At 70.3% G+C, this 24,859-nt stretch carries 27 protein-coding genes; 11 read left to right on the top strand and 16 right to left on the bottom strand.

Annotation, left to right across the window (positions count from 1 at the left end; translation table 11 throughout):
* Together KQ305_RS05765 and KQ305_RS05760 are read left to right on the top strand one after the other, a co-directional pair.
* Positions 1-418: hypothetical protein (locus tag KQ305_RS05765; protein WP_259724461.1), on the top strand; the 418-nt coding region annotated here is incomplete at its 5' end.
* Between the two features lie 5 nt (positions 419-423).
* Positions 424-1,086 carry a transaldolase family protein gene (locus KQ305_RS05760; protein ID WP_259724460.1) on the top strand — a complete coding sequence of 221 codons (663 nt, stop codon included), beginning with the start codon at positions 424-426 and terminating at the stop codon, positions 1,084-1,086.
* Positions 1,087-1,107: 21 nt separating this feature from the next.
* Here KQ305_RS05760 and KQ305_RS05755 read toward each other — a convergent pair whose 3' ends face one another.
* On the bottom strand, positions 1,108-1,590 hold the full coding sequence (locus KQ305_RS05755) for a 30S ribosomal protein PSRP-3 (protein ID WP_399230728.1): 483 nt from the start codon (positions 1,588-1,590) through the stop codon (positions 1,108-1,110).
* 99 nt (positions 1,591-1,689) lie between these two features.
* Here KQ305_RS05755 and KQ305_RS05750 point away from each other — a divergent pair, with 99 nt between their 5' ends.
* Positions 1,690-2,436 (top strand): HAD family hydrolase, encoded by a 747-nt coding sequence (locus KQ305_RS05750; RefSeq protein WP_399230725.1) that lies wholly within the window; start codon positions 1,690-1,692, stop codon positions 2,434-2,436.
* On the opposite strand, the gene KQ305_RS05745 is transcribed toward KQ305_RS05750, so the two are convergent.
* Positions 2,408-3,739, bottom strand: a complete 1,332-nt coding sequence (locus KQ305_RS05745) for an aminopeptidase P N-terminal domain-containing protein (protein ID WP_259724459.1) — start codon at positions 3,737-3,739, stop codon at positions 2,408-2,410. The genes KQ305_RS05750 and KQ305_RS05745 overlap by 29 nt on opposite strands.
* Positions 3,740-3,842: 103 nt before the next feature.
* On the opposite strand from KQ305_RS05745, the gene KQ305_RS05740 reads away from it, so the two are divergent.
* Genes KQ305_RS05740 through ald form a run of 5 tightly spaced genes read left to right on the top strand, consistent with a single transcriptional unit; the run spans position 3,843 to position 9,645 of the window.
* Positions 3,843-4,853, top strand: coding sequence for a CNNM domain-containing protein (locus tag KQ305_RS05740; protein ID WP_259724458.1), 1,011 nt, complete (start codon positions 3,843-3,845; stop codon positions 4,851-4,853).
* 2 nt (positions 4,854-4,855) lie between these two features.
* Positions 4,856-6,187 carry a GTP-binding protein gene (locus KQ305_RS05735; protein ID WP_259724465.1) on the top strand — a complete coding sequence of 444 codons (1,332 nt, stop codon included), beginning with the start codon at positions 4,856-4,858 and terminating at the stop codon, positions 6,185-6,187.
* Complete coding sequence (locus KQ305_RS05730; RefSeq protein ID WP_259724457.1) at positions 6,184-6,765, top strand: nicotinate-nucleotide adenylyltransferase; 582 nt, start codon at positions 6,184-6,186, stop codon at positions 6,763-6,765. Before KQ305_RS05735 ends, KQ305_RS05730 begins: the two co-directional genes overlap by 4 nt.
* Complete coding sequence (locus KQ305_RS05725) at positions 6,765-8,453, top strand: NAD+ synthase (RefSeq protein ID WP_259724456.1); 1,689 nt, start codon at positions 6,765-6,767, stop codon at positions 8,451-8,453. Before KQ305_RS05730 ends, KQ305_RS05725 begins: the two co-directional genes overlap by 1 nt.
* A gap of 43 nt (positions 8,454-8,496) precedes the next feature.
* The gene (gene ald, locus KQ305_RS05720) at positions 8,497-9,645 is read left to right on the top strand and encodes an alanine dehydrogenase (protein WP_259724455.1); all 1,149 of its coding nucleotides are present in this window, start codon (positions 8,497-8,499) and stop codon (positions 9,643-9,645) included.
* A gap of 25 nt (positions 9,646-9,670) precedes the next feature.
* Here the strand turns inward: ald and KQ305_RS05715 are convergent, their stop codons facing one another.
* From KQ305_RS05715 to KQ305_RS05665, 11 genes are all read right to left on the bottom strand, one after another.
* A complete protein-coding gene (locus KQ305_RS05715) occupies positions 9,671-9,904 on the bottom strand; it encodes a hypothetical protein (RefSeq protein WP_259724454.1) in 234 nt (77 codons plus the stop codon).
* Complete coding sequence (locus KQ305_RS05710; RefSeq protein ID WP_259724453.1) at positions 9,898-10,410, bottom strand: trans-aconitate 2-methyltransferase; 513 nt, start codon at positions 10,408-10,410, stop codon at positions 9,898-9,900. The genes KQ305_RS05715 and KQ305_RS05710 overlap by 7 nt, the downstream gene beginning before the upstream one ends.
* Before the next feature lie 136 nt (positions 10,411-10,546).
* Entirely contained in the window at positions 10,547-11,320 is a 774-nt protein-coding gene (locus tag KQ305_RS05705; protein WP_259724452.1) for a hypothetical protein, read from the bottom strand.
* A 96-nt stretch (positions 11,321-11,416) separates the two neighbouring features.
* Positions 11,417-12,043, bottom strand: a complete 627-nt coding sequence (locus tag KQ305_RS05700; protein ID WP_259724451.1) for a response regulator transcription factor — start codon at positions 12,041-12,043, stop codon at positions 11,417-11,419.
* Positions 12,043-13,116, bottom strand: coding sequence for a sensor histidine kinase KdpD (locus KQ305_RS05695; protein ID WP_259724450.1), 1,074 nt, complete (start codon positions 13,114-13,116; stop codon positions 12,043-12,045). The genes KQ305_RS05700 and KQ305_RS05695 overlap by 1 nt, the downstream gene beginning before the upstream one ends.
* Entirely contained in the window at positions 13,113-14,207 is a 1,095-nt protein-coding gene (locus KQ305_RS05690) for a sensor histidine kinase KdpD (protein WP_259724449.1), read from the bottom strand. The genes KQ305_RS05695 and KQ305_RS05690 overlap by 4 nt, the downstream gene beginning before the upstream one ends.
* Positions 14,204-14,776, bottom strand: a complete 573-nt coding sequence (gene kdpC, locus KQ305_RS05685; RefSeq protein WP_259724448.1) for a K(+)-transporting ATPase subunit C — start codon at positions 14,774-14,776, stop codon at positions 14,204-14,206. The genes KQ305_RS05690 and kdpC overlap by 4 nt, the downstream gene beginning before the upstream one ends.
* Positions 14,776-14,964 (bottom strand): potassium-transporting ATPase subunit F, encoded by a 189-nt coding sequence (locus KQ305_RS05680; RefSeq protein WP_094587289.1) that lies wholly within the window; start codon positions 14,962-14,964, stop codon positions 14,776-14,778. Before KQ305_RS05680 ends, kdpC begins: the two co-directional genes overlap by 1 nt.
* A 40-nt stretch (positions 14,965-15,004) precedes the next feature.
* Complete coding sequence (gene kdpB, locus KQ305_RS05675) at positions 15,005-17,104, bottom strand: potassium-transporting ATPase subunit KdpB (protein WP_259724447.1); 2,100 nt, start codon at positions 17,102-17,104, stop codon at positions 15,005-15,007.
* A gap of 49 nt (positions 17,105-17,153) precedes the next feature.
* Positions 17,154-18,824: a potassium-transporting ATPase subunit KdpA gene (kdpA, locus tag KQ305_RS05670; RefSeq protein ID WP_259724446.1), complete on the bottom strand. Its 1,671-nt coding sequence runs from the start codon at positions 18,822-18,824 to the stop codon at positions 17,154-17,156.
* 112 nt (positions 18,825-18,936) lie between these two features.
* Positions 18,937-19,545 carry a TetR/AcrR family transcriptional regulator gene (locus KQ305_RS05665; RefSeq protein WP_259724445.1) on the bottom strand — a complete coding sequence of 203 codons (609 nt, stop codon included), beginning with the start codon at positions 19,543-19,545 and terminating at the stop codon, positions 18,937-18,939.
* 124 nt (positions 19,546-19,669) lie between these two features.
* Between KQ305_RS05665 and KQ305_RS05660 the strand changes: the two genes are divergently transcribed.
* Positions 19,670-20,275, top strand: coding sequence for a glutathione S-transferase family protein (locus KQ305_RS05660; RefSeq protein ID WP_259724444.1), 606 nt, complete (start codon positions 19,670-19,672; stop codon positions 20,273-20,275).
* Between the two features lie 15 nt (positions 20,276-20,290).
* Positions 20,291-20,896, top strand: a complete 606-nt coding sequence (locus tag KQ305_RS05655) for a pyridoxamine 5'-phosphate oxidase family protein (protein ID WP_259724443.1) — start codon at positions 20,291-20,293, stop codon at positions 20,894-20,896.
* Here KQ305_RS05655 and KQ305_RS05650 read toward each other — a convergent pair.
* Genes KQ305_RS05650 through KQ305_RS05640 form a run of 3 tightly spaced genes read right to left on the bottom strand, consistent with a single transcriptional unit; the run spans position 20,891 to position 22,970 of the window.
* Entirely contained in the window at positions 20,891-21,268 is a 378-nt protein-coding gene (locus KQ305_RS05650) for a cupin domain-containing protein (protein ID WP_259724442.1), read from the bottom strand. The genes KQ305_RS05655 and KQ305_RS05650 overlap by 6 nt on opposite strands.
* Complete coding sequence (locus KQ305_RS05645) at positions 21,265-21,912, bottom strand: alpha/beta fold hydrolase (protein WP_259724441.1); 648 nt, start codon at positions 21,910-21,912, stop codon at positions 21,265-21,267. The genes KQ305_RS05650 and KQ305_RS05645 overlap by 4 nt, the downstream gene beginning before the upstream one ends.
* The gene (locus tag KQ305_RS05640; RefSeq protein ID WP_311134321.1) at positions 21,909-22,970 is read right to left on the bottom strand and encodes an SDR family NAD(P)-dependent oxidoreductase; all 1,062 of its coding nucleotides are present in this window, start codon (positions 22,968-22,970) and stop codon (positions 21,909-21,911) included. Before KQ305_RS05640 ends, KQ305_RS05645 begins: the two co-directional genes overlap by 4 nt.
* A gap of 144 nt (positions 22,971-23,114) precedes the next feature.
* Between KQ305_RS05640 and glsA the strand changes: the two genes are divergently transcribed.
* Positions 23,115-24,839 (top strand): glutaminase A, encoded by a 1,725-nt coding sequence (glsA, locus tag KQ305_RS05635; RefSeq protein ID WP_259724440.1) that lies wholly within the window; start codon positions 23,115-23,117, stop codon positions 24,837-24,839.
* Positions 24,840-24,859: the final 20 nt, after the last annotated feature.

The following is a 24,859-nucleotide window of genomic DNA, read 5'->3' as shown; positions in this document are numbered from 1 at the left end:
GGCCCTGGCCGCCGCCGGTGCGGGCTGGCTGGCCCTGGTCTGGCCCCGAACCCAGCCCCCGCCGCAGGCGGCGCCCACCTCCCCCGGGCTTCGGGCCGCCCTTGCCGAGGTGGAGCGCCTCTGCAGCCAGCCGGCCTCCCTTCCCCTGGAGTTGCGCCGCCGCCGCGAGCTGTTCGTCGCCCTGCGCCAGGGCCGGCAGGATCCAGGCCGACTGAAAGCCGCAGCCGTCACGGATCCCCTGGCGGCCCTGATCGCGGCGGATCTGCCTGCTGCCGATCCAACGGAGGAAAAGCCTGCAGCGGCCCAACCGGCACCGGCCAAACCCCACCGCCCTCTACAGGCCCTCGGCGCCTGCCCGGCCCTGCTGGAGGCCCTTGACCGGCAGTGGGCCCTGTCCCCGGCTCCCACTACCCCCTGACCCCCATGGCCTTGCGTCTGCTGCTCGATTGCGCCGATCCCCTGGAGTGGGAGCGCTGGCTGCCCAGCGGCCTGTTCCAGGGCGTCACCACCAACCCGACCCTGCTGCGGCGGGCCGGCCAGCCCTGCAGCATCGATCACCTGGGGCGGCTGGCTCAGCGCGCTGCTGCCCTGGGCTGCCGCGAGCTGCATCTGCAGACCTGGGGCGCTGATGGGGAACAGCAGCTGGCCACCGGCCGGGCCCTGGCGGCCCTCGATCCCCAGCGGGTGTTCGTGAAAGTGCCGATCACCCGGGGTGGGGCCGAGGTGGCGCGGCAGCTGATCGCCGAAGGGGTGCCCGTGACGTTCACCGCCTGCTACGAGGTGGCCCAGGTGCTGGTGGCCGCCGCCCTCGGGGCCGATGGCATCGCCGCCTACCTGGGCCGCATCGGCGATCTCGGCCGCGATGGCCATGGGGAGCTGATCGCCATGCAGCGCGCTCTTGACGGGGTGGGCTCCAGCACCCGCCTGCTGGTGGCCAGCCTGCGCCAGCCGGGGGATCTGGCCCGCCTGGCCGCTGCCGGCCTGGCCCACCACACGATCAGTCCGGCCATTGCCGAAGCGCTGTTCGCGAGCCCGGACACGGCCGCGGCCGCTGAACAGTTCGAACGGGAGGCCCAAGGCGGCTGAACCGCCCAGGGCACACGGGACTCAGGCGGTCCCGCAGAAGGTGACGTCGGGGAACTTGAGCTTGGCTTCATCGAGGGATTTGCCGCGCCCTTCCTCCTGCCAGTAGTTGATCACCTCGGTGGCCTTGTTGAGGATCTCGACCCGCTCGTTGTCGGTGATCCAGCTCTTGGCCTCGAGCTCACCCTTGAGGGTTTCCCAGGCGTCTTCCCGGGGCCAGAAGAAGTAGGCGGTGAGGGGGCTGGGGCCGCCACCGACGATCTGGTCCACCGCCAGGGCGACGTTGTCCGGCAGCCAGAGGATCTTCACCATGAAGCGGCCTTCGTCGGCCTTGGGGGTGTAGCCGGAAGGCACACCGTCCTCGTCGATGGTGGCGGTGGCCAGGGCGGCACTGCCGCCGCGCAGCACCGGACGACCCTCGGTGGTGTCGGCGGCGATGGCCGCGGGGACGGCGCTGACTGCAGCGACCTCGGCACTCTCAGGGGCTGTCACGGTTTCGGCGCTCAAGGAGAACTAGCAAACGATTAACTTACCAGCCGATTCGCAGCAACCCCCCTGGCCGCCCCCGCCGTCCCCCGCGCCGTCCTCCTCTTCGACATCGACGGCGTGATCAGGGATGTGGGCGGCAGCTACCGGCGCGCCATCGTCGAAACCGTGCGGCAGTTCAGCGGCTGGGCCCCCGAGCCTGCCGCCATCGACGCCCTCAAGGGCGAAGGCCGTTGGAACAACGACTGGCAGGCCTCGATGGAGCTGCTGCGCCGCCGCGGCATGGCCCCCCTGCCCGCCTGGGGGGAGCTGGTGGCGGCGTTCAGCGGCAACTACTTCGGTGGCGATCCGGAGGGGGATCCCGGGCTCTGGCGCGGCTTCATCGGCAGCGAGCCCCTGCTGGTGGATGGGCCGTTCTTCGCTGCCCTCAGCGACCGGGGGATCGCCTGGGGCTTCGTCAGTGGCGCCGAGCCCCCGTCCGCCCGCTTCGTGCTGGAGCAGCGGCTGGGCCTGGTGGCGCCGCCCCTGATCGCCATGGGCCAGGCCCCCGACAAGCCCGATCCCACCGGCCTGCTGGCCCTGGCGGCCCGCCTGGCGGGGGTGCCCCTGGGCGCCGGCGCCCCGCCCGTGGCCTACCTCGGCGACACGGTGGCCGATGTGGAAACGGTGCGCCAGGCCCGCGCCAGGGTGCCGGGCCAGCGTTTCGAGGCCCTGGCGGTGGCGCCCCCCCACTTGCACGAGCCGGGGCGGCAGGCCGATCGCCAGCGGTATGAGGCCCAGCTGCACCAGGCGGGGGCCGACCGGGTGCTGGGCTCCACCCGCCAGGTGCTGGAGCTGTTCAGCGCTCCATCGCCGCCGGCGCCTTGAGGGCGGAGGCCGTGAGCACCTCATGGCCGTGGTCGCTCACCGCCACGTCGTCCTCGATGCGGATGCCGATGCCCTTCCAGCGCTCCTCGATGGCCGGCTGGCCCTCGGGCACCGCCAGCCGGTCGCTCACATAGAGGCCGGGCTCCACGGTGAGCACCATGCCCGGCTCGAGCGCCACGTGGTGCTCGCCCAGCCGGTAGGCCCCCACATCGTGGACATCGAGCCCCAGCCAGTGGCCGGTGCGGTGCATGTACAGATGGCGGTACGCCCCCTGTTCGATCAGGCCGTCCACCGCGCCGCTGAGCAGGCCCAGCTCGACCAACCCCTCCACCAGCACCCGTACGGCGGTGTCGTGCACCCCTTCGGCGGTCTGGCCGGGGGCCACCGCCGCCACGGCCGCCTCCTGGGCGGCCAGCACCAGCTCGTAGAGGGCCCGTTGCTCGCCGCTGAAGCGTCCGTTGACGGGGAAGGTGCGGGTGATGTCGCCGTTGTAGTAGTCGTCGAGGCTGCAGCCGGCATCGATCAGCAGCAGGTCGCCGTCCCGCAGGACATCGGCGTTGGAGGTGTAGTGGAGGACGCAGGCGTTGTCGCCACCGGCCACGATCGAGCCGTAGGCCGGGCCGCGGGCCCCCTGCTCAAGGAAGTGCTGCTCGATCACCGCCTGCACCTGCCGTTCGCTGAGGCCGGGCCGCACCACCCGCCGGGCCAGCTCGTGGGCCTCGGCGGAGATGCGGGCGGCCTGGCGCAGGCGGGCCAGTTCCTCGGGGTCCTTGCGCAGTCGCAGCTCGTGCAGCAGCGGGCAGGGGGCCACCAGCCCCAGGGCGGCCTTGCCGCTGCGGGGGGCCCGATCCAGCTGGCGCCCCCAGGCGGCCAGCACCAGGGGCTCCACCTGGGGATGGCGGCCCACCCGGAAGGCGATCCCCTCGGCGCCGTCGAGATACTCCGGCAGCCGCTCGGCCAGTTCGCTGCGGGGGTGGGCCAGGTCGGCGCCGAAGCTGGTGACGGCCCCCTCGCAACCCCAGCGGAAACCGTTCCAGACCTCGGCACCGGGATCCTTCGCCTCCACGAACAGCACGAAGGGGTTGTCGGGCCGGTGGGGCAGGAACAGCGCCACGGCACCGGGCTCATCGAAGCCGGTGAGGTACCAGAAGTCGCTGTTCTGGCGGAAGGCATGCTCCACGTCGGCGTGGTGGGTCACCAGCGCCGCCCCCGGGATCACAGCGGCCACGCCGTCCAGCTGCTGCAGGAACCGCTGGCGACGGCGGGCCAGCAGGGCGGCGTCGATCGGGGGGGTCGGCGGCATCGCGGTGAAGGGATGTACAGCGAGAAGATGGCACAGCCGATTAAATACACGTGATCCCCCCGAACCTGCGCGTGCCGCCCTCCACTGTTTCCATCACCCGCGGATGAACGATCTCCTGCTCCTGGTGCTGGCGGTGGTGGTGATGCTGGTGGGTTCGTTCATCAGCTCGGGGGTGGAAGCAGCCCTGCTCACCGTCAATCCGGTGAAGGTGCATGAGCTGGCCAGCCGCACCCGGCCGGTGCCGGGGGCCCGGCGGCTGGAGGCCCTGCGGCTGCGACTGGGCCGCACCCTGGCGGTGCTGGTGATCGCCAACAACGTCTTCAACATCTTCGGCAGCCTGATGGTGGGCGGCTTCGCCAGCGCCGTGTTCGTCCGCCAGGGCGTCAAGGGGCTGGCGTTGCCCCTGTTCTCCGTTGGGCTCACCGTGCTGGTGATCCTGCTGGGGGAGATCCTGCCCAAGGCGATCGGCAGCAAGCTGGCCCTGCCGGTGGCCCTGGCCAGTGCCCCTGCCCTGGGGGTGTTCACCAAGCTGATGCTGCCCCTGGTGCTACTGCTGGAGCGGATCCTGCCGGCCATCACCGCCCAGAACGAGATCAGCACCGACGAGGAGGAAATCCGGCTGCTGGCGCGGCTCGGATCCCAGAAGGGCCAGATCGAGGCCGATGAGGCCGCCATGATCGCCAAGGTGTTCCAGTTGAACGACCTCACCGCCAGGGACCTGATGCTGCCCCGGGTCTCGGCCCCCACCCTGGCGGGCCACCAGAGCCTCGATGAGCAGCGCTCCACCCTGTTGCGCCATGCCACCGCCTGGTGGGTGGTGCTGGGCGAGGAGGTGGATGAGGTGCTGGGGGTGGCCAGCCGCGAGCAATTGCTCACGGCCCTGGTGGAGTGCCGTGGCGCCAGCCAGGCCGCTGATCTCTGCGAACCGGTGGAGTTCGTGCCGGAGATGATCCGGGCCGACAGGCTACTGACCAGCTTCCGCCGCAACGGCCCCAGGGTGCGGGTGGTGGTGGACGAGTTCGGCGGTTTTGTGGGGGTGATCGGGCCCGAGGCGGTGCTGGCCGTGCTGGCGGGCTGGTGGCGCCGGCCCGCCGCCGCCGAGACCACCCCGTGACGATGGCGGTACCGGTCCCCCTGGTCGCCCCCCCCGCCGCCGAGCGCTGCAGGCAGCTGCTGGCCCGCTGGCGGTCCGGGCTGGCGCTCAGCGGCCGGGAGCAGGCGGCCCTGGCGCCGGAACTGGCCAGCCTTGATCGCCAGCTGGAACGCCTGCGTCGCCGCCGGCCGCGGGTGGCGGTGTTCGGCCGGGTGGGGGTGGGCAAGTCGAGCCTGCTCAATGCCCTGCTCGGGGAGGAGCACTTCGCCACCGACGTGGCCCATGGCTGCACCCGTCACCAGCAGCAGCAGGCCTGGGGCCAGCCGCTGGCCGGTCTGGAGGGGGTCGACCTGGTGGACACCCCCGGCATCGACGAGATCGCCGCCGCCGCCCGCGCCCGCCTGGCGGCCCGGGTGGCGGTGGGGGCCGACCTGGTGCTGCTGGTGATCGACAGCGACCTCACTGTGATGGAGGCCGAGGCCCTCGACGATCTGCTGGCCTCCGGCAAGCCCCTGCTGCTGGTGCTCAACCGCAGCGACTGCTGGCCTGAGGCCGAGCGCGACGCCCTGCTGGCCAGCATCGGCCGGCGCCTGCCGGCGGGGGCCCGCAACCTTCGGCCCCTGGCCGTGGCGGCCGCCCCCCGAGCAGCCCGGCTGCGTGCCGATGGCCGGGTGCGCAGCGAGCCGGCCCCTCCCCGGGTGGAGCCCCTGCGACGGGAGCTCATCGGCCTGATGGAGCGCCACGGGGAGCTGCTGCTGGCCCTCAATGCCCTGCGGGCCGCCGACCGTTTCAGCCAGGCCCTGCACCGCTGCCGATTGCGCCATGGCCGCCGCCAGGCCCAGGGCCTGATCGGTCGCTTCGCGGCCCTCAAGGCCACGGGGGTGGCCGCCAACCCCCTGCTGCTGCTCGATCTGGCCGGCGGTCTGGCCTGCGACAGCGCCCTGGTGGTCCAGCTCTGCCAGCTTTATGGCCTGCCGATGACCCGCAGCGGCGCCCGTACGCTGCTCACCCGCCTGGGCGGCCACAACGCCCTGTTGGGGGGCGCCCAGCTGGGCCTGCAGCTGCTGCTGGGCGGTCTGCGCCAGCTGCTGCTGCTGGCGGCGCCCCTGAGCGGCGGACTCAGCCTGGCGCCGGCGGCGCCGGTGGCCCTGGCCCAGGCGGCCCTGGCGGTCCACACCACCCGGCGAACGGGCCGGCTGGCAGCCGCCGAACTGTTGCGCAGCACCACCGCCGCCGGCCAGCCAGGGGCCCTGCTGCGCCGGCTCGTGCGGCAGGACCCGGAAACCCGTCGCTGGCTGAGCGAGTGGCAGATGGAGGGGGGGGAGCGGACCGCCGGCGGCGGCCTCCAGCCGTGACCCCCCCCGCAACCCGTCTCGCCCTGTTCGGCACCAGCGCCGATCCCCCCACCCGTGGCCACCGGGCCTTGCTGGAGGGGTTGCTGGGGCTGTTCCCCCAGGTGGTCACCTGGGCCAGCGACAACCCCCTCAAGCAGCACGGCGCCCCCCTGGAGGTGCGCACCGCCCTGCTGGCCGCCCTGGTGGGCGCCATCGACGACCCCCAGCTCAGCCTCGAGCCCGAGCTCAGCAGCCCCTGGGCGGTGGAGACCCTGGAGCGGGCCCGAGCCCGCTGGCCCCAGCGGGAGCTGGTGTTCGTGGTGGGCAGCGACCTGGCCGGCCAGATTCCCCGCTGGAAGCAGGCCGACGCGCTGCTGCGGAGCTGCCGGCTCGGCATTGCCCGCCGGGAGGGCTGGCCGCTGCAGCCGGCGGATCTGGAGCGGCTGCAGAGCCTGGGGGCCACCCTCGACCTGCTGCCCCTGGCGATCCCGCCCAGCGCAAGCTCCCGGATCCGGGAGCGGCCCGATCCCGCCCAGGTACCGTCCGAACTCTGGCCCGTGCTGCTGCAGCACAATCTCTACGGCCTTTCCGAGCCCTGATGCGCCTCGCCCTGGCCCAGCTCAATCCCCTGGTGGGCGATCTGGAGGGCAACGGCCAGCGGATCCTGGCGGCCGCCGAGCGCGCCCGGGCCGGCGGGGCCGACCTGGTGCTCACCCCCGAGCTGTCGCTGTGGGGCTACCCGCCGCGGGACCTGCTGCTGCGCCCTGCCCTGATCCAGCGCCAGGAGCAGGTGCTTGCGTCCCTGGCGGCAGCCTGCCCAGGCGGACTGGCCCTGCTGGTGGGGGTGGCGGAGCCGGCTGTTGGCCAGCGCCAGCCTGGCCTGTACAACGCCCTGGCCCTGGTGCAGCGGGGCCGCTGGCGCCATGTCTGTCGCAAGCGCCTGCTGCCCACCTACGACGTCTTCGATGAGCGCCGCTACTTCCTGCCCGGCGACGCCCCGGCGGTGCTGGAGCTGGAGGCCGGCGGCCGCCCCTGGCGGCTGGGCCTGACCATCTGCGAGGACCTCTGGGTGGAGGAGAACCTGCGCAGCCGCTGGCCGGATGCGGTGGACCCGATCGCCGATCTGGAGCCGGGCCGGATCGACCTGCTGCTCAACCTCTCGGCCTCCCCCTTCGGCCGCGGCAAGGGGGAGGTGCGCCAGGCCCTGGCGGCGAGGGCGGCGGCCCGGCTCGGGGTGCCGGTGGTCTACCTCAACCAGGTGGGCGGCAACGATGAGCTGGTCTTCGACGGTGCCAGCTTCGTGGTGGCGGAATCGGGGCGGCCGCTGCTGCGGCTGGCCTGCGCCGCCGAAGACCTAGGCCTCTGGGAGGCTGCCCCCGCCGTGGCCACGGCGCCCGTTCCGGCTCCCCCGGACCCCTGGGAGCAGCTGCTGCGGGTGCTGGTGCTGGGGGTGCGCGATTACGCCGCCAAGTGCGGCTTCCAGCGGGCCCTGCTGGGGCTCAGCGGCGGCATCGATTCGGCCCTGGTGGCGGTGATCGCCGCCGCGGCCCTCGGTCCTGACCGGGTGGAGGGGCTGCGGATGCCCTCCCCGTTCAGCTCAGCCGGCTCCCTCGACGACGCCGACGCCCTGGCCCGGCGGCTCGGACTGCGCACCGCCACCCTGCCGATCGACCCGCTGATGGAGGCCTTCGCCGCCGCCCTCACCCCCGAGCTGGGGGCGCCACCGCGGGGGGTCACCGAAGAAAACCTGCAGTCGCGGATCCGGGGGACGCTGCTGATGGCGGTGGCCAACGAGAAGGGCGGTCTGCTGCTCTCCACCGGCAATAAATCGGAATTGGCGGTGGGCTACTGCACCCTCTACGGCGACATGAATGGTGGCCTGGCGGTGATCGGCGACCTCTACAAGACCACCATTTCCGGGCTCTGTGACTGGCTGGATGGGGCGGCCTCCGGCCCCTGCCGCGCCGCCCTCGGGCTCCCCCCGGAAGGGGAGCTGATCGGCGCGGCGATCCGCACCAAGCCCCCCAGCGCCGAGCTGCGCCCCGACCAGCGCGACAGCGACTCCCTGCCCGACTACGCCGTGCTCGATCCCCTGCTGAAGGCCTGCATCGAGGAGCTGCGCGCGCCGGAGGAGTTGGTGGCCGAGGGGGCGGACCGGGAGCTGGTGGCGCGGGTGGCCGGATTGCTGCGGCGGGCCGAGTTCAAGCGACGCCAGGCCGCGCCGGTCCTCAAGGTGAGCGACCGGGCCTTCGGCAGTGGCTGGCGGATGCCCATCGCCTCGGCCTAGGGTTTGGCCACGATCGCTTTCGGGCGGCAACCCTTTTCGGCCCATGCCAGCTCCCGGCCCGGCACCCCTGGCCTCTCCGATGGCGAGCATCGGTGTGCCCACGGAAATCAAGCGCGACGAGCAGCGGGTGGCCCTTACCCCCGACGGCGTCCATGAGCTGGTGTCCCAGGGCATGGAAGTGCGCGTCCAGGAGGGGGCCGGCCTGGGGGCCGGCATCAGCGACGACGACTACCGCGCCTCCGGCGCCCGCACCGTCAGCTGTGAGGAGGCCTGGGCCGCCCATCTGGTGGTGAAGGTGAAGGAGCCCCAGCCCCAGGAATTTGCCTTCCTGCGCAGCGACCTGGTGCTGTTCACCTACCTGCACCTGGCGGCCTACCCCGAGGTGGGCCGGGCCTTGCTGGAGGCGGGCACCACGGCGGTGGCCTACGAGACGGTGCAGCTCGAGGACGGCAGCCTGCCGCTGCTGGCGCCGATGAGCGAGGTGGCAGGACGGCTGGCGGCCCAGGTGGGGGCCCACCTGCTGGAGAAGCCCCACGGGGGGCGTGGCGTGTTGATCGGGGGCTGCACGGGTGTGCGGCCAGCCCGGGTTGTGGTGCTGGGGGCCGGCACGGTGGGCTGGAACGCGGCCCGCATCGCCGCGGCGATGGATGCGGAGGTGTTCCTGCTGGATCGCTCACCACACCGCCTGCGGGGGCTGGAAGCCGCCCGGCGCGGCCGGATGACCGGCCTGGTGAGCAGCCGCAGCCTGATCGAGCGGCTGGTGCCGGGGGCCGACCTGCTGATCGGCGCCGTGCTCCTGCCCGGCGGCCGGGCTCCCACCCTGGTGGGGGAGGAGCTGGTGCAGCGCATGCGGCCGGGGTCGGTGATCGTCGATGTGGCCATCGACCAGGGGGGCTGCATCGCCACCAGCCGTGAAACCACCCACACCGATCCTGTGGTCACCATCCACGGCGTGCAGCACTACGCCGTGGGCAACATGCCCGGCGCCGTGCCCTTCACCTCCACCGAGGCCCTGGTGAGCGTCACCCTCCCCTACATCCTGGTGATGGCGGGACGGGGCCTGCTCGAGGCGGTCACCGACCGGCCCGAGCTGCTCTCTGGTCTGAATACCGTGGATGGGGCGGTGTGCCATCCCGGGGTGGCCAAGGCCCTGGGGGTGGCGCCCCGCCATCCGATGGCCTGCCTGCGCTGAGTCGGCGGCAGGGCCTTGAGGCGGCTCAGGCGGCGTTCTTGGTGGTGGCGCGAAAGATCACTGAGGCGGGCTGGCCGCTGAGGGGATCAAGCGGTTCGCGCATCTCCTTGAGCTCGAGGTCGTGATGGCGGAAGAGCCGCGACCACGATTCCAGAGTGCGGAAGTACCAGGGAGCCGGAGTCCGGAAAGACGGGGAGAAGCCTGACCAGGAGCCCTCCCGCCAGCCATCTTCGTAGGGATGGTCGGTGCAGATCAGCATGGGGTGCAGGGTCTGCACCAGAAAGCAGCCACCGGGGGTGAGCAGCTTCGGCAGGGACTGGACAGCTCGCCGAGGCTGCGATCCCCCAGCAGGGAGAAGTTGGCCACCACCACCTCGAACCGCTCGTTCAAGCTGCCGGTCGCGATGTCCTGGTAGGTGAGCGTCTGGAAGCGGGCGCCGGGCGGGGCGCTTTCCGTGGCGATGGCGGTGAGCTCGGCCACGGCGTCGGTGCCGAGCACCTCAATGCCCTGGAGGGCGCACTGATGGGCAAGCCAGCCTTCACCGCAACCGAGATCCAGCAGGGTGCGCGGCGCAACATCCCTGATCGCTTCGAGAATGGCCCCGTTGGTGACCCGTTCGCGGCTGAGGATCTCACCGCGACGGACGGCCCGGGTCCAGGCGACGGCGTTGGTGGCCCATGAGGCCAGGATCTGTTCCTCCAGGCCCGGCAATGCGGGCTTCTGGACGGAGGCGGCGCCACCGGCGGCGTCACGCGGCAAGGACATAGAGGAGGCTTGTTCGTGCTGATCTTAAGGAGATCTTAGCCGTTTGGGTGAATGAACGCTGAAAATTGGCTGTGAGTCGTCTCCGGCCATCCGCTTCGAGATCGCTGCATGGCAAGGAAACCCATCCGAATCCGGATCAGGCCCCTGGCTCCACCAGCAGGCCGGTGAGGTCTTCCGTGCCGAACACCTGGCGGTAGGCCGCCGTGCTGGTGCAGAGGATCACAGGCACCGCCACCAGCAGCCCCACGAAGCAGGCCAGCAGGCCCAGCAGGGCGATCGCGAATTCCACCAGGGCGAGCAACAGGACCGAGCCCCACTGGGGATCGAGCAGGGTGCGGCCGCGGGTGATCGATTCGATCGGTCCGAGCCCCTGCAGCAGGGCGATCTGGGCCAGGAACTTCTGGTTCACCGCCAGGTAGATCAGAACGGCGAACGCCACCAGAAAGGGCAGCACGGCCAGGACCTGGTTGAGCTGGGCGGCGGCGACCCCCACCAGGGCTGCCACCACCAGGACTGCCGCAAACAGGATCCCCAGCACCAGGCCATTGCGGAACAGCCTCCAGCTGGCCTGGCCGTCCCAGCGGATGAAGGTGCCAAGGCTTGGCTTCACCCCCGCCAGGGCGCTCCAGGCGCCCCGGACCAGCCCCGTGGTGCTCCACAGGCTCACCAGCACGCTGAGGATCGAGCCCACCACCACCCGGACCAGCTGAAGCGTTGTGATGGCATCGGCGGCTTCGGGGTCCACCTGGCCCTGGATCAGGGAGCAGAGGCTGCTCAGGACCCCCGCCAGCAGGGTGAAACCGATGAACACCCAGGGGGCCCGGGCGAAGGCCTGCCACCCCTCCTTCACCGCCTCGATCACCTTCAGGGAGGACCCACCGGAGGGATCCTGCATCAGAGAGACGGCCATCGAAGGTGGAGAGGAGCGTTGCCGGGAGACTAGGCAGAGGGGTGCCGGCGGGCACCCATCGGGTGCGAACAGTTGCAAGGGGCGGCGGCCTGTCGATCAGCCCGGCTGAAGAAACTTGAGCACCGCCTGGGTGCGGTTGCTCACCTGCAGCTTCTGAAAGATGGTGTGCAGATAGACCCTCACCGTGCCGGTGCCCAGGCCGAGGCTGGTGGCGATCTCTCGGTTGGTGAGCCCGCCGGCCATGGCAGCCAGCACCTGCCGCTCCCGTGGGGTCAGCAGGGCCAGGGACGTCTCAGCGGAAGTGCTGTCCGCCGGGGTCTCGCGGGTGCGGAGGGCCCGGGTGGCGGAGCGGTCCCACCAGCTGGCTCCCTGCTCCAGGCTGGCCAGGGCTGTCTCCAGCCGCGTCAGGGCCTCGGCCTTGTGCAGGTAGCCGCTGGCTCCGGCATCCCAGAGCCGCTGAACCCAGCAGCCGTCCTCCTGGCTGGTGAGGATCAGCACCGGCAGGTTGTGGTCGTCGCTGATCCGCCGGCAGGTCTCCAGGCCCCCCAGGCCGGGCAGGCCGATGTCGAGGATCACGACGTCGGCGCTGGCGGCCGCGAGGGCCTCCAGCCCCTGCTCCCCGTCACTCACGGCCCGGACGGCGGTGACTGCCGGCAGGCGCAGCAGGAACGCTTCGATCCCCACCCGGAAGGCCTCGTCGTCCTCGATCATCAGCACGCGCATCAGGGTCCGTGCTCCGGCAGCGGCAACACCACCTCCAGGCTGGCCCCCCCCGAGGGCAGGTTGCGGGCCTGGATGCTGCCCCCGTGGGCTTCTGTGATCTGGCGGGACAGGTAGAGGCCGAGCCCGCTGCCCCGTTGTTCTGGATCGCTCTGGTAGAAGCGCTCGAACAGGTGGGGCAGGCTCGCTTCGGGGAAGCCCCGGCCCCGGTCGCTCACGGTCACCACCAGCTGGGACGGCAGCCGCTGCAGGTCGATCCAGACCCGCTCGCCCCGCAGGCTGTGGTTGATGGCGTTGAGCAGCAGGTTCTCCAGCAGCCGGCGCAGCCCGCTGGCATCCCCCGGCAAGGTGAGGGGCTGCGATCCGGTGGGTTGTCTCTGGATCAGTGTCACCGACCGCTCACGGGCAATCGCCCCCACCGCTGCGATCGCCTCGTTGGCGAGGCGGCCCAGATCGCAGGCTTCCGGTTGCAGTTGCAGTCCCTCCTGATCGGCCCGGAACAGGCGCAGCAGATCCTCGATCAGCCGCAGGCTCCGCTCCTGGCTGGCCAGGATGGCCGCCACGCCCCGTTCCAGCAGGCTTCCCGCCGTCGCATCGGCCTCCAGCGCCAGCATCCGAGCCGTGGCGATCGTGCCCAGCACGGGGGTCTTGAGGTCGTGGGCGAGGGTGGCGATCACATCCCTGCGCAGATCGGCCTGGGCCAGCTGGACCTCCAGGTCCACTTGCTGGCGCAGCAGATGGCGGTTGTGCAGGCAGAGGAAGGTGGTCAGCGTCAGGGCGATGCACACCAGCAGGCGATCGATCAGCACGGCCATCCAGTCGGGATCCCGCAGGGGCACCACCAGATTCAGCAGGGTGAGCGAGCAGCAGAGCGTCAGAAATCCCAGGGCCTGGGGCCGGTTGCGGTGTGGCGCCCCGATCACCAGCGGAATCACGTAGAGGTAGCCGAACACGACCCGCGGGGGGGAGGCCAGCTCCAGCAGCAGGATCAGGACGGTGAGTGCCCAGAGGGGCCCCGGCGATCGGGCCACCCGCGTGAGCCGGACCTTGTCTCCCGCCGGGGCGCCCGAAGTCATCGATCCTCGGTGCCTGCCGGCAGCGAGCTGTCGGAGATCAGATGCAGATCGATGTTGAGGCCCCGCAGCAGTTGCTGCAGCCGTTCCGAGATCGGTCGGCGCAGCAGCGCCTGCCAGCGGGAGCGCAGGCTCTGACCCAGCACGATCTGGGTGATGCGCCGCTCGCGGGCCACCCGGGCGATGGTGCCGAGAACGTCGGCGCTTTCGATGCGCATGAACGTGCCGCCCACGTCCTGGCAGAGGGTGGTGCATTCCTCGAGCATCAGGCTGTCCTCCTTGCTGAGGAACCGGCCGGGATCCTGGATGGTCAGCGCCAGCAGCGGCGCATCCATGGTGCTGGCCAGGCGGGCGGCCCGCCGCAGCAACCGCAGCGCACTCGGGTAGGTGGACAGGCACACCATCACCCGCTCCCGCAGGCCCGAGGCCGTGGGCTCCTCCTCCTCCACCCGGTCGGCCACCTCCCGCAGCGACAGCTCCCGCAGTGCCACCAGGTGGCGGCGCTGGAAAAAGTTGGCCAGGGCCTGGTCGACTTTCTCCGGCGCATAGACCTTCCCCTCCTTGAGGCGCTCCTGGAGGGTCTCGGGGGTGACATCCACCAGCACCACCTCATCGGCCTGCTCCAGCACCCGGTTGGGAATCCGCTCGCGCACCACCACCCCAGTGAGCCCGGCCACCAGATCGTTGAGGCTCTCCAGGTGCTGGATGTTGAGGGTGGAGTACACGTCCAGGCCCGAAAGCAGCAGGGCCTCCACGTCCTGCCAGCGCTTCTGGCGTTCGCTGCCCGGGATGTTGGTGTGGGCCAGCTCGTCCACCAGCACCAGCTGGGGCCGTCGCTGCAGCACGGCGGCCACATCCAGCTCCTCCAGGGCCACGTCCTGATACAGCAGTTGTTTCCGCGGCACCTGCTCGAGTCCCTCGGCCTGGCGGATGGTTTCCTGCCGGCCGTGGGTTTCCAGCAAGCCGATCACCACGTCGACGCCCTGCTTGAGCAGCTCCCGTCCCTCCTGGAGCATGCGGCAGGTCTTGCCCACGCCGGGGGCCATGCCGATGAACACCTTGTGGCGGCCGCGGCCGCGGCTGGAGCGGATCAAGGAACCAGCTGATCGAGGGCGAGATTGAAGGCCAGCACATTCACCAGCGGGGGCCTCGCCAGGCCCAGCAACGGCCGATGGGTCTGGCGTTGCAGCAGGGCTTCCAGCCGCTCGGGTGGCAACTGGCGGGCCACGGCGATCCGCGGCAACTGTTGCCTGGCGGCTTCAAGGCTGATGTCGGGGTCGAGGCCCGAACCGGAGCTGGTGAGCAGATCGGCTGCGGGCCTGGCCACACCCCGGGAGGCCCAGGCGGCGGCGTCCGCCGCGACCCGCCGGGCCAGAGCGGGGTTGCCCGGGGCCAGGTTGCTGGGGCCGGAGCTGGGCGGATCGCCGCTGCCGTAGGCCACGGCGCTGGGTCGGCCCTGAAGGTAGCGATCGCTCGTGAAGGCCTGCCCGACCAGGGACGAGCCCACCACGCGGCCGCCGGCACGCACCAGGCTGCCCTCGGCCTGCTGGGGGGCGACCAGGCGGGCCAGGCCCAGCATCGGCAGGGTGATCACCACGACGGTGAGCAGCCAGAGCGCCAGGGTGAGGCGCAGCCCCTGGCCGAGTCGGGAGAGGGCGTTCATCAGAATTTCTCCGGGCGAACCATGGCGGTGAACAGATAGGCCGAGAGGGCCAGGGTGACGCTGATCAGCAGGGCCAGGGCATGGCTCTGGAGGCTGTCCAGCCGGCCCCGCTGCAGGGGGGCGAGCAGCACCGTGCCGGCGGCGAGCAGCAGGGGAAGCCAGAACAGCGGTCGCTTGAGCAGATCCATCGGAAAGGGGGGCTGAAAAGGGGATGGGGCGAGCCGCAGCTCAGAGGAGGCCCAGGGCACCGATCGCCAGATCGATCGCCTTGATGCCCACGAAGGGGCTGATCACGCCCCCCAGGCCGTAGAGGAGCAGGTTGCGGCGCAGCAGCTGGTCGGCACTCAGGGGCCGGAACTCCACCCCCTTGAGGGCCAGGGGCACCAGGGCCGGGATGATCAGGGCGTTGAACACCATCGCCGAGAGGATCGCCGACTGGGGACTGGCCAGGCCCATCAGATTGAGCGGGCCGAGGCCCACCCCGGCGAACAGGGCCGGCAGGATCGCGAAGTACTTGGCCACGTCATTGGCCAGGGAGAAGGTGGTCAGGGCGCCGCGGGTGATCAGCAACTGCTTGCCGATCGTGACGATGTCGATGAGCTTGGTGGGATCGCTGTCGAGATCCACCATGTTCGCCGCCTCCTTGGCGGCCTGGGTGCCGGAGTTCATCGCCACGCCCACGTTGGCCTGGGCCAGGGCCGGGGCATCGTTGGAGCCGTCACCGGTCATGGCCACGAGCTTGCCGAGCTTTTGCTCCCGGTCGATCACGGCGATCTTGTCCTCGGGGGTGGCTTCGGCGATGAAGTCGTCGACACCGGCCTCCCGGGCGATCACCCCGGCGGTGATCGGGTTGTCGCCGGTGAGCATCACGGTGCGGATGCCCATGCGGCGCAGCTGGTCGAAGCGCTCGCGGATGCCCGGTTTGATGATGTCCTTGAGGTAGATGACGCCCAGAATGTCGTTGCCGCGGCAGGCCGCCAGGGGGGTGCCGCCGAGCCGCGACACCTGCTCGTAGGCCCCATCGAGGTCGTCCGGCACCGTGCCGCCGCGGGAGCGCACGAACCCCTTGATGGCATCCACGGCCCCCTTGCGGAACTCGATCCCGGCGGGATCGTCGCTGCCGCTCATCCGGGTGCGGGCTGAGAAGTCGAGGCCCGTGGCCCGCTCCACCGCGAAGGGCAGAACGGCGCCCCGTTGTTCCGCCAGGCGCACGATCGATTTGCCCTCGGGGGTCTGGTCGAAGCAGCTGGCCGCCAGGGCCACCTCCGCCAGCTCGGCTTCCCGGTGGCCCCCCACCGCCAGGAACTCCTCCGCCAGGCGGTTGCCGAGGGTGATGGTGCCGGTCTTGTCGAGCACCAGGGTGTTGATGTCTCCGCAGGCTTCCACGGCGCGGCCGGAAGTGGCGATCACGTTGAACTGGGCCACCCGGTCCATGCCGGCGATGCCGATCGCCGACAGCAGCCCGCCGATGGTGGTGGGGATCAGGGCCACCAGCAGCGCCACCAGGGTCACCACCGGCGTGGGTTCCTCCAGGTAGGCGGCCATGGGCGGCAGGGTGGCCACGGCGATCAGGAACACCTGGGTGAGCACCGCCAGCAGCACCGTCAGGGCGATTTCGTTGGGGGTCTTGGTGCGCTCGGCCCCCTCCACCAGGGCGATCATGCGGTCGATGAAGCCCTTGCCGGGATCGGCGCTGATGCGGATGGTGAGCTGGTCGGAGAGGATCCGGGTGCCGCCCGTGACCGAGCTGGCCACGTCGGAGCCGGCCTCCTTGAGCACCGGTGCCGATTCGCCGGTGATCGCCGATTCATCCACCGAGGCCACCCCCTCGATCACCTCGCCATCGGCGGGGATCGTGTCGCCAGCCGACACCATCACCACGTCGCCCTTGTGCAGGGTGGAGGAATCCACCAGGCGTTCGCCGCCGGCGGGATCGAGCAGCCGGGCCTGGGTGCGGGCCTGGGTGCGGCGCAGGGCATCGGCCTGGGCCTTGCCGCGGCCTTCCGCCAGGGCCTCGGCGAAATTGGCGAACAGCAGCGTCGCCAGCAGGGTGAGGCTCACCAGGGCGTTGAACAGGCGGCCGCTGGCTTCGGCCCCGTCGCCGAACAGATCCGGCCTCACCGTGGCCAGCAGGCAGACGACCGTGCCGCACCAGACCACGAACATCACCGGATTGGCCACGACCGTGCGGGGGTCGAGCTTCACGAACGCCTGCAGGGCGGCGCGTCGCACCAGGCCCTTCTGGCGGGGCCGGGGCGTGTAGCGCCGCTGGTCGCGGCGGCCCCGCGGCATGCGGGGAAAGAGCGTGCGGGCCGGCAGGGAGGTCATCGGAGCAGTCGTGGGGCGATGGGGAGTGACGGGACGGGCAGCGCGGCGATCAGCCCGCCAGCACCAAGGCGTCGGCGATCGGACCGAGGGCGAGCACGGGGAAGAAGGTGAGGGCGCCGAGGATCAGCAGCACCACGGCCAGCACCCCCGTGAACAGGGTGGTGTCGGTGGCGAGGGTGCCGGGACCCGGCGGCAGCGCCGGCTTGCGGGCATAGCCATCGGCCAGCAGCACCAGGGCGGCGATCGGCAGGTAGCGGCCACCCACCAGGCTGAGGCTGGCGCTGAGGTTCCACCAGAGGCTGCCGTCGCCCAGGCCCTCCATGCCGCTGCCGTTGTTGGCCGTCGCCGAGGCGTACTCGTACACCACCTGGCTGATGCCGTGGGGACCGGGGTTGCTGATCCCCGCCAGGTCCGTGGCTCCCGCCATGGTGAGAGCTGCCGGCAGCAGCACGAACACCGGATGGATCAGCAGGATCAGGCTGCTCCACACCACCTCCGCCTTCTCCACCTTGCGGCCGAGGAACTCCGGGGTCCGGCCCACCATCAGTCCGGTGAGGAACACCGCCAGCACCATGAACACCAGCAGGTAGGCGATGCCGATGCCCTGGCCACCGAACAGCACCTGCAGGAACAGGTTGAACAGGGCCACCAGGTTGGAGAGCGGCAGCATCGAGTCCATGGCGCCGTTGACGGCACCCGTCATCGAGCCGGTGCTGAGAACGGCCCAGAACGCCGTCAGCCCGGCACCGAAGCGCAGCTCCTTGCCCTCCAGGTTCGGGCCGCTGAGCCAGGCCGCCAGGGCCGGGTTGCCCCCCTGCTCGGCCGCCATCGCGACGGCGGCTCCCACGGCGATCAGCGCCGTGACCAGCAGCAGCAACAAGGTGCTCTGGCGCCGGTTGCCGAGAAAACGCCCGAAGGCGTCGATGCTGGCGGCCGGGATGGCGACCATCGCCCAGGTGCTCACCAGGTTGGTCAGTCCGTTGGGGTTCTCGAAGGGGTGGGCGGAGTTGGCCCCGTAGAAGCCGCCACCGTTCTCACCCAGTTGCTTGATCGCTTCGAACAGGGCCACCGGGCCACGGATCAGCAGTTGGCTGCCCCCCTCCAGGGTGGTGATCCGCAGGGGATCGGCCAGGGTCATCGGCACACCGCAGAACAGCAGCAGCAGGGCGAGCAGGAGGCTGCCGGGGATCAGCACCCGGGTGAGGGAGCGAACCAGCTGGCGATGGAAGTTGCCCAGGGGCAGGCCGCACAGGCCCCGGATCACCGCGAAACCCACGGCCAGGCCGCTGGCCGCCGAGACGAACATCAGGAACTGGATCACCCCCAGCTGCACGAAGCTGCCCAGACTCTGCTCGGGCACGAGGTGCTGCTGGTCTGTGTTGGTGAGGAAGGAGAGGGTGGTGTGCAGGGCCAGGTCCCAGCGCAAACCCGGCCATCCCAGGGGATTCAGCCAGGCGGGTTGGAAGGCCAGCAGCACGTAGGCCAGGCCGCCGAAGCAGGCATTGGCGACCAGCAGGGGCTGCAGATAGGCCCAAGCGTTGGCCGCAGGCTGGCCACGGTCACCGATCCAGCGCAACAGCGCCGTTTCCAGCGGCAGCAGCCAGGGGTCCCAGGCGGGCTGCGGGCGATCGTCAAAGACCTGCCAGAGGTGGCGGCCCAGGGGAAAGGCCGTCAGCACCGCCACCGTCAGGGTGAGGGCGGCCAGGAACCAGGGGAGCATGGGAAGGCTGTCCTGCAGTCGCGCCCACAGTCCTGCCGGAGAGGGGGCTGCCGCAACTGACGAATGGCAGGGGAGAGGGAGGCCCCAGGCAGGGCCGGTCATCAGCCGCTGTTCATGGCCTGCGCTCTTGAGGGATCTTCAGCGTGGCGGCCAGCAGGGTCTCGGCGGCCCGGCGGGCATCGCTGGCGGCCTGGGGATTCCGCTGCAGGAAGGCCATCACCAGCGTGCCTTCGAGCAACAGGTGCAGCTGACGGGCCAGAGCCTCGGGGTCTGCAACAGCGAGATCGCGGCAGAGCCCTTCCAGCAGCTGGCGGCAACTGTCCTTGAAGGCCTCTGCCGCCTGGCGCGGCAGATCCTCCGGCGCGGGGTACTCGCTGGCGGCCTTGATGAACAGGCAACCGTGGAACTCCGGCGAGCGAACGGCTTCCGCCAGCCAGTCGAACACGGCCAGGAGGCGCTGCCTGGGCCCCCCCGGCGCGGCGGCGATGCGCTCGGCCAGGGCCGCGGCAATGGCGCTGCCCCGCTGCTCAAGGACAGCGGCGATCAGCTCCTCCTTCGACTTGAAGTGCTTGTAGAGGGTCATCTTGGCCACCCCGGCCTGGGCCAGCACCGTGTCGATGCCCACGGCCCTATAGCCCTGCCGGGTGAAGAGTTCCTCGGCGGTGTCCAGCAGCGCGTCCCGCTTGGCGGAGGACCTGTTGGCGGCGCTGCTTGCGGACATGGACCCGGATGAACTGTTTTGACCCTAGCGCACTAGACAGAAAGGTCTGCTACTTTTATTTGGTCAGACAGGTCTGTCTGCGCCGTCGGGCTCCGGTTCCTTCCCTCCTCTCGCTTTCGACGTCATGATCAAGCTTCACGGCCATGAACTCTCCGGCAACAGCTACAAGGTGCGCCTGCTGCTCGAACTGCTCGGCGTCCCCTTCACATGGGTTCGCGTCGATCTGATGGCCGGCGAGCACAAGTCGCCCGCCTTCCTGGCGCTCAATCCCTTTGGCCAGGTGCCCGTGCTGGAGGAGGACGGCACCACCCTTGGCGACGCCCAGGCGATCCTCTTCTATCTGGCCGCGCGCCAGGGGGATGGCCAGTGGCTGCCCGCCGATCCCCTCGCTCAGGCCCGCGTGGTGCGCTGGCTTTCCACCGCCGCCGGCGAGGTGCGCCAGGGCCCCGAAAATGCCCGGCTGCACCACCTGTTCGGCGTGACGTCGATCTCGATCGAGCGGGCCAGCGAGAAGGCCGCCTTCATCCTCGATCAGCTGGAGCGGCACCTGGCCGATCGGCCCTGGCTGGAGCTGGAGCGCCCCACCATCGCCGACATCGCCGTGTTCCCCTATGTGGCGCTGGCGGGAGATGGGGGGATCGATCTGGCCCCCTATCCCAACGTTCGCGCCTGGATCGGTCGGATCCAGGCACTGCCGGGCTATGTGGGGATGAAGGGCCTGGAGGCCTGAGCGGAGCTTCCACCCATGAGCCAGCACTACCTGCATCGCCACCTCACCCCCGCCGTCCTGGGGGCCCAGCTCGCCTCCTACGGCCAGAGCCACGGGCCGCCACCGGCCTCGGAGCCCGATCAGCTCAGCGCCAGGGAGATCGCCTTCATCAGCACCCGCGACAGTTTCTATCTGGCCAGCCTCACCGAAGCGGGTGCCCCCTACCTGCAGCACCGGGGCGGGCCGGTGGGGTTCCTGCGGGTGCTCGATGGGGGCACCCTGGGTTTCGCCGATTACGGCGGCAATCGCCAGTTGCTCACCGCCGGCCATCTGCGCCGCGACCCGCGGGTGGCCCTGTTCCTGATGGATTACCCCGCCCGCCGTCGACTCAAGATCGACGGCGAGGCCGAGGTGGTGCCGCTCGCTGCCGATCCTCAGCTGGCGGGGCAGCTGGGAGCTCAGGCTGCGGGGGAGGTGGAGCGCCTCTTCCGTATCCGGGTGGTGGCCTTCGACTGGAACTGCCCCCAGTTCATCACCCCCCGGTTCACGGCAGCGGAGCTGGAAGCCCAGCTGCGGCCGCTGCAGGAGCGGATCGCTGCGCTGGAGGATGAGCTCCAGGGTCTGCGCCGGCCCCGCTCATGACGATCCTTCCCCTCCTCGCTGGGGGAAGGAGATGTCGAGCACCAGGCAGCCCTCGTCGCTGCGAAAGGGGCCATGCACCTCCCCGGGCGGCCGACTGGCGTAGTGCCCCGTCTCCAGCCACAGGCCGAAGGCCGCATCGAACAGGCGCCCGCTGACGATGAAGATCTCTTCGGCAAAGTCGTGGGCCTTGCCCCCGAATCCGGCGGTGTCGGCCCCTGGCAGGAAGCGGGTGAGGCGGGTGAGTTCCCCGGTGACCTGATCGTGGCTGAGCACCAGTTCCTGCACCTGGCCCTCCAGGCCCTCCAGCCAGCGCCAGTGGTGCGCCTGCTCCGGCGCCAGCGGATTCCAGTAGGGGCTGGTGGTTTTGCTCATGGTGGGGGGATGGGGGCGGCCTCGGCGTGGTGAGCGTTGCTGAGGTGGGCCTGGATCAGCGGGGCCAGCCGGTCGGCGTGATGCAGGCCGAGATCATGGTCGCCGCCGGGGATCACGTGCAAGCAGGCGTGCGGCAGCAGGACCGCCAGCCGCTCACCCACCGCCACCGGGCTGAACGGATCGGCATCGCCCCACAGCAGCAGGGTTGGTGTCGACACGCCTGGCAATCGGCCGGAGAGGTCCGTCCTATCGGCAGCGAACCAGTCGGGCAGCTGGGGATGGCTGGCCTGGAACTCAGCCTTCCAGTCGGCGGCCCCCAGCTCCGCCATCGGCAGTCCGCCGGAGGTGGCGCACAGCACCAGGTGCGTCACCCACCGGGGCCGTGCCAGGGCGGCCCGCAGGGCCAGCACCCCTCCCATCGACTGGGCGATCAGGGCGCAGGGGCGATCCAGCGGCTCCAGCACCAGGGCCAGCAGGTCCTCGAATCCTTCGACCCCCGGCCGGGGTGGGGTGTCGCCGAAGCCCGGCCAGCCCAGATGGAACCGCTCGGCACGGCAGGCCAGCCGCTGCTCCAGAGGACGCCAGAACGATGTGTTGCCCGAGGCGCCGGGGAGGAACAGCAGCCGCTCGGGCAGGCCCGTCAAGGTCGATCGGCCTCCACGCCCACCAGAGCCGCACTCGCCTCCCAGAGCCGGCAGGCCAGCTCAGGGTCCTGGCCCTCGGCGCTGGTGGCGGTGGCCTCGAACACGTGCCGGCCCGGGGCCGTGACGCGGTTGCGGTGGTAGGTGAAGCCGTTAACGGCGTAGGCGTCATCGACGGCCAGGGCGGCCAGCAGGGCGCCGGCGTTTTCGACGCTTTCGGTGAGGCGCAGGATCGAGCGGGCCGCCAGGGCGAACAGCCGCTGCCCCAGCTCATTCGACTGGCGGCTGTAGCGCCAGAAGCCGCCCTCGCTGGTGGGCGGAATCACCAGCCCCGGGCTCCAGGCGATCACCGGATAAGGCGTCCCCTGGGCCTCCAGGCGACGGGCGAACTCGCGGGCGAACAGCACGTTGCAGAGCTTGCTGTCCTTGTAGGCCTTGTCGGCATTGAACGGATCTGAGCCGTTCACCATCGTGGTCCCCTTGCCGGGCTGCAGGCCAGCCAGCTCGCCGAGGCCCGCCGGGGCCCCCACCTTTCCCCCCGCGGTGGCGGGGTCGTGGACCTCGCTGGCGGTGACCACCAGCCGTGGCGATTGTCCGGCCGCCAGCAGGGGCCCCAGCTGGTGGGCCAGCAGGACATGGCCCAGATGGTTGACCCCGAAGCTGAGCTCATGGCCCTGGGCGGTGCGCCGCGGCTCGCTGGCACCGGCGTACTGCAGGCCGGCATTGAGCACGAGCGTGTCGATGGGGGTCCCCCGGGCCAGCAGGCCGGTGGCACAGGCCCGCACGGTGTCCAGATCGCCCAGGTCGCACACCTCGGCGGCAGGGGAGGTGCCTGAACAGGCCCGCTCCAGCACCCGCCGGCCGGCCGCCTCGGCGGTGGCCCGGTCCCGGCAGAGCAGGGTGAGGCGGTGGCCGGCACGGCAGAGGACCACGGCCGCTTCGAAGCCGATGCCGGAATTGCCGCCGGTGAGGAGGATGTGGCGCGCTGCGGCCAAGGGGCGGACTCCTGCGGGCGGCGAATCGGGTGCCGTGAACCGGCTCAGGCTAAGGAGCCGCTCCATGGGCAGCACACCCGGAACGAGCTCACGGTCACCGCAACGGCGGGGCCACTCAATCTGTGCTGCATGGTTCCGCCTGGAGAGGTCCGACTTGGAAGGAAGGCAGATAGCCTCCTGCCTGGCGTTCAGGAAGATCCCGTGGATCGGATGCAGGCCCTTTTCGACAGTGTTTCGGAGAACGGCACAACCGACGCCGCCAGGATTCAGGCGCGCCTGATCGAGAGTGGCATCACGGTTGACGATTTCCGCCTGCGCACCACCATCGACCGGCTGGCGGCCCTGGGCGGCAGGCCAATCGATCAGGAGAGCTTCGCTGCCCTGGTGGGTCCCGAGTTGATGATGGTCAACCGAGTCTTGCGACGCCAGCTTGTTATTCCTGACTGGGATGAATTCTGCTGCGATATTCAGACTGTCTACGACCATGTTGCCCTCGACTTCACTGGAGCGAATGCCAATTACATCCCGATCCTGCGGGATGCGGATCCTGAGAAGTGGGGGGTCGCGATCTGTACGGTCGATGGCCAGCGGATGGCGATCGGGGATGTTGATGTTTATCACTCGATTCAGTCCGTTTCCAAACCTCTCACCTATGCGTATGCGCTTGATCGTGAAGGAGCGGACTTCACCCATCAGTTCGTTGGAGTCGAGCCCTCCGGGCGCCCCTTCAACGCGCTCGATCTCCTGCCTGACAGTCGTCCCTTCAACCCCTGCGTGAACGCCGGAGCCATCATGACCGCCGGGGTCGTTGCTTCCGGCTGGCCAAACAAGAATGCCAGGGAGATCACCGAAGACATCATGAATCTCTGGTCGGCCCTCTGCGGAGGGGTTGGGCCGATGCGGTTCAGTGAGCAGACGATGCTGTCCGAGCGGGAAACGGCGCACAACAACTTCGCGATTGCCTATCTGCTTCAGGGGGGCAAAGGGCTGCCACGGCAGGTGGACCTCCACAAGATGCTCGATCTGTATCTCTCCTGCTGCAGCATCGAGATGACGGCCAACATGCTCTCGGTGGCTGCCGCCACCCTCGCCAACGGCGGCGTGTGTCCGATCACTTGCATGGAGATTCTGCCCACTGATGTGGTCAAGAAGACCCTGTCCGTGATGCAGGCGGCCGGGATGTATGACAACGCCGGTGTGTTCACTCTCGAGGTGGGCTTGCCCGCGAAATCCGGCGTGGCCGGTGCGGTGATGGTGGTGGTGCCCAACCTGATGGGCTTCGCGACGTTCTCTCCCCGCCTGGACCCCTATGGCAACTCGGTGCGTGGGGTCGCCTTTTGCCGTGAGCTTGTGGAACGCTTCACTTTCCACGTCTACGACAGCCTCTCGGGCGGCCACACCGGGTGCAAACGCGATCCCAGGGCCTCCCAGCTCCAGCGCAAGCAAAGGGATCTCTCCGATCTGCGCTGGGCCGTGTCCCTCGGTGATCGCTACGCGGCCAAGGTGCGCGATCTCATGCTGGCCTGCATGATTGACATCACCCTGGCGGATGGGGAGATCGAAGCGCCCGAACTTGTGACCATGGCCGACACCTGTGCCGAGATCATGGGTGAAAGGCCGGATCCCGAGGAACTCCGTGCAGCCGCTGAAGCGCGCCAACGTACCAATGCCGCCCCCGGCGCGGCTGGAACCTCACCGTTTGATGAACTCCTTGCTCGCCTCAGGGAGGAACGGGCACGGCTGGATGACAACGGCCGCGAACTGATTCTCGAAGCCGCTTTTCGCGTTGCCTGTGCCGACGGCATGATCGAGCCTGAGGAAGACAGCAAGCTTCGGGATCTCGCCGGGGCGCTGGGCATCACCGGAGGCGTGCTGGAGCTGGAGATCGGCAGGTTTAAGCGGCAGGTGGCGGGCAGGAGCGCCCGCAGCAACTGAGTCTGGAAACCAGGCAACGT

Origin of the sequence: Synechococcus sp. CS-1332, from assembly GCF_025127995.1 — a bacterium.
Lineage (GTDB): Bacteria > Cyanobacteriota > Cyanobacteriia > PCC-6307 > Cyanobiaceae > Cyanobium.
This window is presented reverse-complemented; position numbering and strand designations above follow the sequence as displayed.